Origin of the sequence: Citrobacter sp. Cm046, assembly GCF_030333065.1 — a bacterium.
In the GTDB taxonomy this organism is placed as follows: Bacteria; Pseudomonadota; Gammaproteobacteria; order Enterobacterales; family Enterobacteriaceae; genus Citrobacter; species Citrobacter murliniae.
On the sequence record NZ_JAOWGP010000036.1, the window covers coordinates 217,110 to 228,955 of the forward strand.

Genomic DNA, 11,846 nt, shown 5'->3' on the forward strand with positions numbered 1-11,846 from the left:
TCGGCCGCACCCTATTATTGTTCGCGGATATCAGTACCACGTACAATTAAAAGGTACAGCCTAGTATAGCGCTGTCTGTTGAGTAACTTTGCAGGTATTATGCTTCGCATCAAAAATGAAGGGAGAAGAAAAGATGCCATCTTTCGATATTGTCTCTGAAGTTGATCTTCAGGAAGCCCGTAACGCGGTCGATAATGCGAGCCGCGAAGTAGAGTCACGTTTTGATTTTCGTGGCGTAGAGGCTACTTTTGAGCTGAACGAGTCAAATAAGACCATTAAGGTGCTGAGCGAATCTGATTTCCAGGTTAATCAGTTGCTGGATATTTTGCGTGCCAAGCTCCTGAAGCGTGGTATTGAAGGGACTTCGCTGGACGTGCCGGAAACCTTCGTGCACAGCGGCAAAACCTGGTTTGTGGAAGCGAAACTGAAGCAGGGCATTGAAAGCGCAGTGCAGAAGAAAATTGTGAAGCTGATTAAAGACAGCAAGCTGAAGGTGCAGGCGCAGATTCAGGGCGAAGAAATTCGTGTGACTGGTAAGGCTCGTGACGATCTGCAAGCCGTTATGGCGTTGGTTCGCGGTGGCGATTTGGGGCAGCCATTCCAGTTCAAGAACTTCCGCGATTAAGTTCTTATGCCGGATGGTGGGTTACTCACTATCCGGCAAGCTCACTATCACGCCTGGCTTATCGCCTGCTCAACTTCAAATCGATTGGTCACTTTACTGTCGATTTTCACGTAGGCCGAATGTTCATTCGCCACAATCAACACTTCGCTCACCCCTTCTTTGGCCAGCAAACGCTGCTTAAGTGTGTCATCCGCGGCAATTTCCGGTGGAATTTCGACACGCAGGCTACTGACATACGGCGGCTCTTTCATTGTGCTTGCGACCAGCAGCCAGACCGCTGCCAGCAATGCACCGGCGAGGAATACAGCCTGGCCATCAAACATCTCGACAACCCATCCACCAAGTGAGCCGCCAATCGCGACACCGAGAAACTGGCTGGTGGAGTAAACGCCCATTGCCGTCCCTTTATAACCTGCGGGAGACTCTTTGCTGATAAGCGAAGGGAGGAGGGCTTCCATCAGGTTAAAGGCAAGGAAGAATAACTGAACACCCGCAATCAGGCCCCAGAAATGAATGTTTGCGATCCACAATACAATCTCTGCGGCAAGAATTAGTACCACACACGACAGGAAAACCCGTTTCATCCGACGTTTTACTTCGGCATAGATGATGAATGGCACCACGGAAACAAAAGATAGCAGCATCGTTACCAGATAAATTTTCCAGTGTTCCGCTGCGGGGAAACCCGCTTTCGCAAGCTGGCCAGGCAACGCGACAAAGGTGGACATTAGCAAGATGTGCAGGCACATGATGCCGAAATTGAGCTTCAGGAGTTTAGGCTCTGCCAGCACTTTGCGGAAGCTGCTTTTTACCATGCCCGATTCGCGGTTCAGCACATGGGTGGTGCTATTGGGGACTACCCAAATCGTCAGCACGATGCCGGTGGTGGCGAGGGCTGCAATCATCCAGAACAGCGCGTGTAATCCCAGCGCATGGGTGACGATCGGACCTAACACCATTGCAATGGCAAAAGTGATACCGAAGCTGACGCCGATAAACGCCATCGCTTTAGTGCGGTTTTGCTCACGCGTTAAGTCGGACAGTAACGCCATCACGGCGGCAGCAATCGCCCCGGAACCCTGCAGCGCGCGACCGAGAATAATTCCCCAAATGGAGTCTGAAAGTGCAGCAATCACGCTGCCAAAAACGAATATCGCCAGCCCGCCAACGATAAGCGGTTTTCGACCAATGCGGTCAGAGACCAAACCAAAGGGGATCTGGAAAACGGCTTGCGCCAGGCCATAAATGCCGATGGCAAGACCAATAAGCGCTTCGCTGGCACCCTGTAGCGCCATACCGTATGTGGTCAGAACCGGTAGGACCATAAACATGCCAAGCATGCGCAACGAGAATACGGTCCCTAAACCCCAGGTGGCGCGCAACTCACCAGGCGTCATTTTATAATCGTTCATTCCCACCTCTGTATTAATTTCGCGCCTAGTGTAAAGCGGTATGGTGGCGGGGTAAATACACGGTTAATGAGTAAATATTACGTTTCAGGGGGGATTGTGACGCACATAAAAAAGGGTGCCTAAGCACCCTTTTTCGCATCAGCAGATTTTACCAGACGTAAGTCAGCAGGTTCTGCGAGTTTGGCACCATAAAGTCGACGGACATCATCACGCTCAGCGCAGTAATGGCGATGATGGAGAAACCGAACAGCTTACGTGCCCAGACCCGGTCATCTTCCACTTTATAACCACGCAACGCCATGCCTAGCCACCAGACACTCACTGCTGCTGCAACCACCAGATATTTGTATCCAGCGTAACCGCCCAGTGAGAGCATCAGCGTAGCGATGGCAAACGCAATGATATACAGAGTGATATGGTTCTTCGCGACTGAAATGCCTTTTACCACCGGCAGTACCGGGATGTTGGCTGCCTGATAATCCTTAAAGCGGAAAATCGCAATCGCGTAAGAGTGCGGCATCTGCCACAGGCTGAAAATAGCCAACAGAATCAGTGCACCGCTATCGAACTCACCAGTTACCGCACAGTAGCCAATCACCGGCGGCGCAGCGCCGGAGAGTGAGCCAATCAGCGTGCCGTAAACCGAGTGACGCTTCATGTACAGACTATATACGCCAACATACACGACGAAGCCCATAACCCCTAGCCAGCAGGCCAGAGGGTTAGCGCCAAACCACAGCAGCATAAAGCCAGCAATACCCAGCAGGGTGGCGTATACCAGCGAGACCGCAGGGGAAATCAGACCCTTAACCAACACGCGGTTTTTGGTCCTCTCCATCTTCCTGTCGATATCCCTGTCGATGTAGTTGTTAAATACACAACCCGACGCCACAACCAGTGACACCCCAACCAACGTGTAGATAAACAGGGGATAGTCAATGCTGCCTTTAGAGGCCAGCAGGAATCCCCCAATCACCGAGATCAGGTTGCCAAAGATGATGCCTGGTTTCGTTACTTGCAGGTATTGCTTAAACATCATAATCGCCGCTCTTAGTGCATCATCATGTTGTAGTTGAGGTTCCACATAATCCAGATGGAGCCCACAACCAGGATGGCGATGATAAGCACAGTAAAGACAAAGGCCGTCATGTTCCAACCTTCATCAGATTTGGTATTCATGTGCAGGAAGCACACCAGGTGCACCAGAATCTGTACCACTGCCATCGCCAGAATAGTCCCCAGAATGACGGCCGGAGAGGCAGAACCTGTCATTACCATCCAGAACGGAATGACCGTCAGGATGATCGACAGGATAAAACCTGTCATGTAGGTTTTTACGCTGCCATGGGATGCGCCGCCGCTCTCGTTAGAATGACTCATTACATCGCCCCCATCAGATAAACAACAGTGAACACACAGATCCACACCACGTCCAGGAAGTGCCAGAACAGGCTCAGGCACATGATACGGGTACGGTTAGTACTGGTAAGGCCACGACGAGCAACTTGCACCATCAACACTGCCATCCAGATAAGACCGGAGGTGACGTGCAGACCGTGGGTACCGACCAGCGCGAAGAATGCTGACAGGAAGCCGCTACGATCCGGGCCCATACCGTTAACAATCAGGTGATGGAATTCATAGAGTTCCATCCCGATAAATCCGGCACCAAACAAGAAGGTCAACGCCAGCCAGGAGATAACCTGGCTCTTGTTGTTCTTGTACATGGCGATAGCCGCCATGCCGTAAGTAATGGAGCTGAATAACAGCAGGAATGTTTCAACCAGAACGAACGGCAGTTCAAAAATGTCCTTACCTGTTGGGCCACCTGCGGTGCCGTTCACCAGAACGGCATAGGTTGCAAACAGAATAGAGAACAGAATGCAGTCGCTCATCAGGTAGATCCAAAATCCGAAGATTTTGGTCTGGCCTGCATCGTGGTGCCCGTGTTCGTGCGCGTGGGCATTCGCGTGCGTCAAAGTATCAGTTGCCATTTTTCAGCCCTGCCTTAGTAATCTCATCGAAATGCTGGTTTTCCAGTTTTTCGACTTCCGGTACCGGCACGTAGTAATCCACGTCTTCATCAAAGCTTTTCACAATCCAGCTGATGATCATGCCTGCGAAGCTTGCAATCGCCAGCCACCAGATATGCCAGATCATGGCGAAACCAAACAGTGTTGCGAAGGCGGTAATGACGATACCTGCACCGCTGTTTTTCGGCATATGAATCTCTTCATAGTGCGCAGGCTGTTTGTACGCTTCACCTTTTTCTTTCATTTCCCAGAAGGCATCACGCTCGTGAACGTGCGGCACAACGGCAAAGTTATAGAACGGAGGCGGGGAAGAGGTTGCCCATTCCAGTGTACGGCCACCCCATGGGTCACCGGTCAGGTCACGGTTCTGCTCGCGGTCGCGAATAGAAACGAAGATCTGAATCAGCTGGCACAGGATACCCAGTGCAATCAGCGCGGCACCGCAAGCGGCAACGACCAGCATCGGATGGAACTGAGGGTCAATCTGCTGGCTGAGGCGACGGGTCATCCCCATAAAGCCCAGCACGTACAGCGGCATAAATGCCACGAAGAAGCCGATGATCCAGAACCAGAATGCGCGTTTGCCCCAGGTTTCGTTCAGCGTGAAGCCGAACGCTTTTGGCCACCAGTAGGTCATACCCGCGAAGCAACCGAACACGACGCCGCCGATGATAACGTTATGGAAGTGCGCAATCAGGAACAGACTGTTGTGCAGTACGAAGTCTGCACCCGGAACCGCCAGCAGCACGCCGGTCATACCGCCGACTGAGAAGGTTACGATGAAGCCAATCGTCCACAGCATTGCTGAGTGGAATACGATGCGGCCCTGATACATGGTGAACAACCAGTTGAAGATCTTCACCCCGGTCGGGATGGCGATAATCATCGTGGTGATACCGAAGAAGGCGTTTACGTTAGCGCCCGCACCCATGGTGAAGAAGTGGTGCAGCCAAACAACGAACGACAGTACGGTGATACACACGGTTGCCCACACCAGCGAGGTGTAACCAAACAGGCGTTTACGCGAGAAGGTTGCAGCGATTTCGGAGAAAACACCGAAGACCGGCAGAACCAGAATGTACACTTCCGGATGGCCCCAGGCCCAAATCAGGTTGATGTACATCATCATGTTGCCGCCCATATCGTTGGTAAAGAAATGGGTACCCAGATAGCGATCCAGGGTCAGCAACGCAACGGTGACGGTCAGGATTGGGAAGGAGGCGATAATCAGTATGTTTGCGCACAGAGATGCCCAGCTAAATACTGGCATCTTGAACATAGTCATACCTGGTGCACGCATCTTAATGATGGTCACAAAGAAGTTGATACCGGTCAGTGTTGTACCGATACCGGACAGCTGGACCGCCCATATCCAATAATCGACCCCGACGCTTGGACTGTACTCTATTCCCGAGAGTGGCGGATACGCCAGCCAACCGGTCTGTGCGAATTCACCTACGCCCAGAGACAGGTTAACCAGGATTACGCCGACAACGGTGAACCAGAAGCTCAGGTTGTTCAGGAATGGGAATGCAACGTCACGTGCGCCGATCTGCAGTGGAACCACCAGGTTCATCAGACCGATAACAAATGGCATTGCTACGAAGAAGATCATGATCACGCCGTGAGCCGTGAAGATCTGGTCGTAGTGGTGAGGAGGCAGGAAGCCCGCTTCACCCGCAGAAGCCAGCGCTTGCTGACTACGCATCATGATGGCGTCAGCAAAGCCACGGATCAACATGACGATTGCGACGATGACATACATGATGCCAAGGCGTTTGTGGTCAACCGAAGTTAGCCACTCTTTCCACAGGTAGGTCCACTTACCAAAGTAAGTGATAAGGCCTAGTAAGGCCGCTCCACCGATGATAATGGCAGCGATCGTAACCATGACGATTGGTTCATGGAACGGGACTGCATCCAGTGTCAATTTTCCGAACATCGTATTCTTCCTCGGCCCCTTAGTGAGCGGATTCCGCGTGGCTCATGTCCATGCCTTCCATCCCTTCGTGTGCGCTGTGCTCACCTTCTGGTTTGGTCATGTCCATGCTCTTACCGTGAGCCATAAATTTGTTAATAACGTCTTTAAACAAATCCGGTTTCACGTTGGAGAAGTATTCCACCTGGTTGTATTCACTTGGCGCAGCCACTTTCTCGAACGCCGCCATGTCACTCATGGTGTTCGTGGACTGTTTCGCTTTAGCAACCCATTGGTCGAATTCGGCGCGGTCCTTTGTTGCGATAGCCTTGAACTTCATACCGGAGAAGCCTGGTCCGCTGTAGCTTGCGGAGATACCATCATAAGTACCGACTTCGTTAGCGATCAGATGCAGGCGAGTCTGCATACCGGCCATGGCATAAATCTGGCTACCCAGACGCGGGATAAAGAAGGAGTTCATCACGGAGTTGGATGTCACTTTGAATTCAACCGGAGTGTTCGCCGGGAAGGCGATTTCATTCACGGTAGCGATACCCTGTTCCGGATAGATGAAGAACCATTTCCAGTCCATGGAAACCACTTCGATGGTAATTGGCTTCTCGTCATGCGCCAGCGGTTTGCTTGGCTCAAGTGCGTGAGTGGTTTTCCAGGTGAGTACAGCAAGGAAAATGATGATCAGAATCGGCACCGTCCAGACCACAGCTTCCACTTTATTGGAGTGTGACCAGTTCGGGCTGTACTTCGCATCTTTATTGCTTGCACGGTACTTCCAGGCAAAACCAACAGCCATCAAGATGGCAGGAATAACGACAATCAACATCAGGCCAAATGCCGTCAGTATCAGTGAACGTTGTTCCAGTCCAATCTGTCCTTTAGGGTCAAGCAGCGCAGAATTACAGCCACTGAGTAATGCAGTGCCTGCAATTAATGACAACCATCCCAAACTTTTATTGTATTTCCTGAGTCTCATTTAACGACCTCAATTCCACGGGACCGGGTGGCGTTTAAAGTGTGAGGGCATTTTACGGGAAGGTTACATTACTGTAAACATCATTGGATCTGTGTTACCGGGTTCTGCCGTGCGTGTCACATATGTTGCAATATATGTCAGGTTGGCTTTAAGAACCTGTTGCAACATCATGTTATAACGAAAGCGGGTTCATGGAGAAGGCATAGAGGGCAATTGGTATAACCAATGGTAAAATAAAACAATTGTTTAACAATTGATTATCAATAAAGAGACAATTGAAGGGCGGAAAATAAATCAGTCTTGGCTGAATCGAGTAAGGAAAATAGAATTTATAAAAGGCGTCAATAATTTCCAAATTCTATGGGGCACAAAACAACAAATATTATTTTTATCAATCGTTGTTTATTTAGCCGTTATAATTACGCAGGGTGATTACAACGGCCAAATAAACCGGTCAAATTACGCCAGACGCGTTTTGCGTAGAGCCAGGTAATCCAGCAGTCCACCGAATACGATCCCACAGACGGCGATCAGGACCGCAACTTCAAGGAGTTCCGACAGGAAGGAGAAATTGGTGTAATCGAGGGCGTTCATCGTTAGCAGTAACAGCCATACAGCCAGTAGACAGCAGCCCACCAATAGCGTCATTAATGCCAGATTGTATGCTCCGCGGAATTCCGTGCGCGGGATAAAACTTTCGTTTTGCCAGCTATGTTCCAGCGTCTGACGGCAAACCAGCAACAACACGAGACCTGGGATCGCGGCAAACACAGAGAACAGATAAAATGTTGGCCAGCCGTGCGCTTCGACAAACCAACCCGCTACCGGACCTACGTAAACGCGTCCAACTGCGGAAAGGGCTGAGAGCAGGGCGAATTGCGTTGCAGAAAAAGATTTATTACACAACGTCATTAACAGGGCGACAAACGCCGCTGTCCCCATGCCGCCGCAGAGGTTTTCGAAGAATACTGCCGCGCCCATACTGAACATGTGCTTATCAGTAATGGAAAGTAACCAGTAGCCTGCATTTGACGCCCCTTGCAGAACGCCGAAAATCAGCAATGCACGGAACAGCGACAGACGCTGCATCAGGATCCCGCCGTAGAGTGCGCCAACAATTGTGGCCAGCAGCCCCAGCGTTTTATTGACGACGCCGACTTCGCCTGCGTCAAATCCGACGCCGCGAATTAAAAATGTCGTGGTCAGGCTCATGGCGAAGGCATCGCCAAGTTTATACAGCACAATGAGCAGCAGGATAAGCCAGGCGTTGTTACGCCCAAAGAAGTCACGTAGTGGGGCGACAACCGCTTGTTCCAGCGTTTTGGGAACCGGAATAGTATCTGTGGGTTCTGGGGCCAACAGGGTGGCGATAATACAAGGAATGAGTAGTGCTGCCATCAACCAGTACATTCCTTGCCAGCCCAACCAGCGATCGGCCATCCACAGGGCCAGTCCACCGGAAACCAGCATCCCCAGGCGGTAACCCAGCACGCTGATTGCCGCGCCGGTTCCTCGTTCTTCTGCGGGCAAAACGTCCGTTTTCCATGCGTCAAAGACGATATCCTGTGAGGCTGAGCAGAACGCGATGACTACTGCGAGTGCAGCCATCCAGCGTAGTTGCGAGCCAGGTTCCAGGAATCCCATTGCGGCGATAGAAATGAGTAGTAATAGCTGGGTAGTGAGCAGCCAGCCGCGACGTCGCCCTAAAAAAGGTGGCGTGTAGCGGTCCATAACCGGGGACCAGAGGAACTTAAAGACGTAGGCCTGGCCGACCAGAGAAAAGAAGCCGATGGTTTTAAGGTCGATATTCTCAACCGTCATCCATGCCTGGAGCGTACCGGAGGTCAGTGCGAGTGGTAAACCGGAGGCAAAGCCTAGCATCAGCAGAATAGCTGATTTCGGTTGCTGGAAAATGCGTAAATAGTGACTGGGCATGAGTATTTAAAGCTGACCCGGCGTTAGCCGGGTCAGGATGCAGAAATTAACGTGCGTTCTGCTTGATGAAATCATGAACGCTGGTGTCCTGAGACATATCAGAGATGGTGTCTGTCAGGACGCTGTTAACGGCGTCCGCAATATTTTTGTTAGAGGCCTGGAATGCGCCTTCAACAGAGTAGCTTGCGCGGTAGTTTTTGGTCATCTTGTTGCCGTTTGCCGCGGTTGCGATAATAGCGATGTCGGCTTTGGTGGCGATGTTATAGCGCACGCTACCTTGAGACACATCAGCATACAGCTGGCTAACGATGATTTGCAGGTTAACTGCACCGTTCGGACCTACCATGTAACCGCGCGCGGTCATCTGTTTCTCCAGTACTTCTTGCAGCAGGAAGCGCAGATCGCGGGAAGCAGTCAGAGTAACCAGTTGATTGTCGCGGGTCACTTTCGCCAGTGCCTGATCCTGACGCTGGTCGGCGCCGTTGATGCTGACAGTCACACCCATCAGGCTAGGATCCTGCTGCGGCAGGGTAATTCTCGGAGAAACGTTAATGGTGGTGGGTGGAGTTGCGCAGCCAGCCAACATAAACAGCGCGACTAGAGGAAAGAGGATTTTTTTAAACATGCCAGGGCTCTCAGCGAATCTAAATTGTATGGTTAGAGAAATTTCCCGCCATCATAACATCGCCAACGACGAGGGGAAGTGGGTAACGCATGTAAATTCATCGCGTTGTCCGTTTAGTTACTTTGTAGATACCATAAGTGGAGTTTTTGCAATCAAACGAACAGATGAACCAGTGAACTTCATTCGTTTGAATGAGAAAATCAGACAAACGCTAATTATTTGTTGCTTAGGTGTAATGAAAACGGTAAAAGCGGCTAGTATTTAAAGGGATGGGTGACATCTCAGCGTTGTCGGAGGAAATATTTCATGATGATTCGTGAGCAAATAGAAGAAAAATTAAGGGCAGCGTTCCAACCCGTGTTCCTCGAAGTTGTGGATGAAAGCTATCGTCACAATGTTCCGGCAGGTTCTGAAAGCCACTTTAAGGTTGTGCTGGTCAGCGATCGCTTTGCAGGTGAGCGTTTTCTTAATCGTCATCGGATGATTTACGGTACGTTAACGGCGGAGCTCTCCACAACCGTGCATGCACTAGCCCTGCATACCTACACGACTAAGGAGTGGGAAGGGTTGCAGGATACTGTTTTTGCCTCTCCTCCCTGTCGTGGAGGTGGAGCGGGAAGCATCGCGTAGAAAAACGGATTTGCAACAACCGGCGCTTTTCCAGTATGTTGCTACAGATTATGTGAAAACGGCCTACGGGCCGTTTTGTTTTGTCTGAATTCTGAGCGAGTCGTATAGTATTCAGACAAAAATTAGCCGGGAATTGTGAAAAAAGCCGCAGCAACGCGCGATAACCGTTCTCGACTCATAAAAGTGATGCCGCTATAATGCGCGTCTTATTTTTCGGAATGTCTTCGGGATGATTCTGACGACAGGGAATGTGATTGATTATGAGAACATCCCGGTTCCGCGAAGCCAACAACCTGTGCTTGCGGAGAAGAGTTGACCGAGCACTGTGATTTTTTGAGGTAACAAGATGCAAGTTTCAGTTGAAACCACTCAAGGCCTTGGCCGCCGTGTAACGATTACTATCGCTGCTGACAGCATCGAGACCGCTGTGAAAAGCGAGCTGGTCAACGTAGCGAAGAAAGTGCGTATTGACGGTTTCCGCAAGGGAAAAGTACCGATGAATGTTGTTGCTCAGCGTTATGGCGCATCTGTTCGCCAGGACGTTCTGGGTGACCTGATGAGCCGTCACTTCGTTGACGCAATCATTAAAGAAAAAATTAATCCGGCTGGCGCACCGAACTACGTTCCGGGCGAATACAAACTGGGTGAAGATTTCACTTACGCGGTAGAATTCGAAGTATACCCGGAAGTTGAATTGACCGGTCTGGAAGCTATTGAAGTTGAAAAACCGGTTGTTGAAGTGACCGACGCTGACGTTGACGTTATGCTGGACACCCTGCGTAAGCAGCAGGCAACCTGGAAAGACAAAGACGGCGCTGCTGATGCAGAAGACCGTGTAACCATCGACTTCACCGGTTCTGTAGACGGTGAAGAGTTCGAAGGCGGCAAAGCATCTGATTTCGTACTGGCGATGGGCCAGGGTCGTATGATCCCGGGCTTTGAAGAAGGTGTTAAAGGTCACAAAGCTGGCGAAGAGTTCACTATCGACGTGACCTTCCCGGAAGAGTACCACGCTGAAAACCTGAAAGGTAAAGCCGCTAAATTCGTTATCAACCTGAAAAAAGTTGAAGAACGTGAACTGCCGGAACTGACTGAAGAATTCATCAAACGTTTCGGCGTTGAAGATGGTTCCGTTGCCGGTCTGCGCGCTGAAGTGCGTAAAAACATGGAACGCGAGCTGAAAGGTGCCGTGCGTAACCGCGTTAAGACTCAGGCGATCGAAGGTCTGGTGAAAGCCAATGACATCGACGTTCCTGCTGCTCTGATTGACAACGAAATCGATGTTCTGCGTCGTCAGGCTGCTCAGCGTTTTGGTGGCAACGAGAAACAAGCTCTGGAACTGCCGCGTGAACTGTTCGAAGAACAGGCTAAACGCCGCGTAGTTGTTGGCCTGCTGCTGGGCGAAGTGATTCGTACCAATGAGCTGAAAGCTGACGAAGAGCGTGTTAAGGGCCTGATCGAAGAGATGGCTTCTGCTTACGAAGATCCGAAAGAAGTTGTTGAATTCTACAGCAAAAACAAAGAGCTGATGGAAAACATGCGCAACGTCGCTCTGGAAGAACAGGCTGTTGAAGCGGTTCTGGCGAAAGCGAAAGTGACTGAAAAAGCCACTTCTTTCAACGAGCTGATGAACCAGCAGGCGTAATTCGTCGCTTTTTTAGCACGAAATATATACGC

General features: G+C 50.7%; 11 protein-coding genes. 3 read left to right on the forward strand and 8 right to left on the reverse strand.

Annotated features, from left to right (window positions below; all coding sequences use genetic code 11):
• Positions 1–133: 133 nt before the first annotated feature.
• A complete protein-coding gene (locus OGX98_RS07700; RefSeq protein WP_045440528.1) occupies positions 134–625 on the forward strand; it encodes a YajQ family cyclic di-GMP-binding protein in 492 nt (163 codons plus the stop codon).
• A gap of 47 nt (positions 626–672) precedes the next feature.
• Here OGX98_RS07700 and OGX98_RS07705 read toward each other — a convergent pair whose 3' ends face one another.
• The 8 genes from OGX98_RS07705 to OGX98_RS07740 all read right to left on the reverse strand — a co-directional run bounded on the left by OGX98_RS07705 (position 673) and on the right by OGX98_RS07740 (position 9,539).
• Positions 673–2,037 (reverse strand): MFS transporter, encoded by a 1,365-nt coding sequence (locus OGX98_RS07705; RefSeq protein ID WP_045440531.1) that lies wholly within the window; start codon positions 2,035–2,037, stop codon positions 673–675.
• A gap of 148 nt (positions 2,038–2,185) precedes the next feature.
• On the reverse strand, positions 2,186–3,076 hold the full coding sequence (cyoE, locus tag OGX98_RS07710; protein WP_144243050.1) for a heme o synthase: 891 nt from the start codon (positions 3,074–3,076) through the stop codon (positions 2,186–2,188).
• A gap of 11 nt (positions 3,077–3,087) precedes the next feature.
• Complete coding sequence (locus OGX98_RS07715; protein WP_045440536.1) at positions 3,088–3,417, reverse strand: cytochrome o ubiquinol oxidase subunit IV; 330 nt, start codon at positions 3,415–3,417, stop codon at positions 3,088–3,090.
• A complete protein-coding gene (locus OGX98_RS07720; RefSeq protein WP_045440539.1) occupies positions 3,417–4,031 on the reverse strand; it encodes a cytochrome o ubiquinol oxidase subunit III in 615 nt (204 codons plus the stop codon). Before OGX98_RS07720 ends, OGX98_RS07715 begins: the two co-directional genes overlap by 1 nt.
• Positions 4,021–6,012 (reverse strand): cytochrome o ubiquinol oxidase subunit I, encoded by a 1,992-nt coding sequence (gene cyoB / locus OGX98_RS07725; RefSeq protein WP_003831008.1) that lies wholly within the window; start codon positions 6,010–6,012, stop codon positions 4,021–4,023. Before cyoB ends, OGX98_RS07720 begins: the two co-directional genes overlap by 11 nt.
• 19 nt (positions 6,013–6,031) lie before the next feature.
• Positions 6,032–6,979, reverse strand: a complete 948-nt coding sequence (cyoA, locus tag OGX98_RS07730; RefSeq protein WP_045440542.1) for a cytochrome o ubiquinol oxidase subunit II — start codon at positions 6,977–6,979, stop codon at positions 6,032–6,034.
• Between the two features lie 459 nt (positions 6,980–7,438).
• Positions 7,439–8,914, reverse strand: a complete 1,476-nt coding sequence (gene ampG / locus OGX98_RS07735; protein ID WP_045440544.1) for a muropeptide MFS transporter AmpG — start codon at positions 8,912–8,914, stop codon at positions 7,439–7,441.
• Between the two features lie 46 nt (positions 8,915–8,960).
• A complete protein-coding gene (locus OGX98_RS07740; RefSeq protein ID WP_045440546.1) occupies positions 8,961–9,539 on the reverse strand; it encodes a lipoprotein in 579 nt (192 codons plus the stop codon).
• A gap of 306 nt (positions 9,540–9,845) precedes the next feature.
• Here OGX98_RS07740 and bolA point away from each other — a divergent pair, with 306 nt between their 5' ends.
• Positions 9,846–10,169, forward strand: coding sequence for a transcriptional regulator BolA (gene bolA, locus OGX98_RS07745; RefSeq protein ID WP_045440548.1), 324 nt, complete (start codon positions 9,846–9,848; stop codon positions 10,167–10,169).
• A 346-nt stretch (positions 10,170–10,515) separates the two neighbouring features.
• Positions 10,516–11,814 (forward strand): trigger factor, encoded by a 1,299-nt coding sequence (gene tig / locus OGX98_RS07750; protein ID WP_045440551.1) that lies wholly within the window; start codon positions 10,516–10,518, stop codon positions 11,812–11,814.
• Positions 11,815–11,846: the final 32 nt, after the last annotated feature.

Coding starts and splice junctions, on each gene's coding strand:
- OGX98_RS07700 (WP_045440528.1), top strand. CDS start 134: ATGCCATCTTTCGATATTGTCTCTGAAGTTGATCTTCAGGAAGCCCGT.
- OGX98_RS07705 (WP_045440531.1), bottom strand. CDS start 2,037: ATGAACGATTATAAAATGACGCCTGGTGAGTTGCGCGCCACCTGGGGT.
- cyoE (WP_144243050.1), bottom strand. CDS start 3,076: ATGATGTTTAAGCAATACCTGCAAGTAACGAAACCAGGCATCATCTTT.
- OGX98_RS07715 (WP_045440536.1), bottom strand. CDS start 3,417: ATGAGTCATTCTAACGAGAGCGGCGGCGCATCCCATGGCAGCGTAAAA.
- OGX98_RS07720 (WP_045440539.1), bottom strand. CDS start 4,031: ATGGCAACTGATACTTTGACGCACGCGAATGCCCACGCGCACGAACAC.
- cyoB (WP_003831008.1), bottom strand. CDS start 6,012: ATGTTCGGAAAATTGACACTGGATGCAGTCCCGTTCCATGAACCAATC.
- cyoA (WP_045440542.1), bottom strand. CDS start 6,979: ATGAGACTCAGGAAATACAATAAAAGTTTGGGATGGTTGTCATTAATT.
- ampG (WP_045440544.1), bottom strand. CDS start 8,914: ATGCCCAGTCACTATTTACGCATTTTCCAGCAACCGAAATCAGCTATT.
- OGX98_RS07740 (WP_045440546.1), bottom strand. CDS start 9,539: ATGTTTAAAAAAATCCTCTTTCCTCTAGTCGCGCTGTTTATGTTGGCT.
- bolA (WP_045440548.1), top strand. CDS start 9,846: ATGATGATTCGTGAGCAAATAGAAGAAAAATTAAGGGCAGCGTTCCAA.
- tig (WP_045440551.1), top strand. CDS start 10,516: ATGCAAGTTTCAGTTGAAACCACTCAAGGCCTTGGCCGCCGTGTAACG.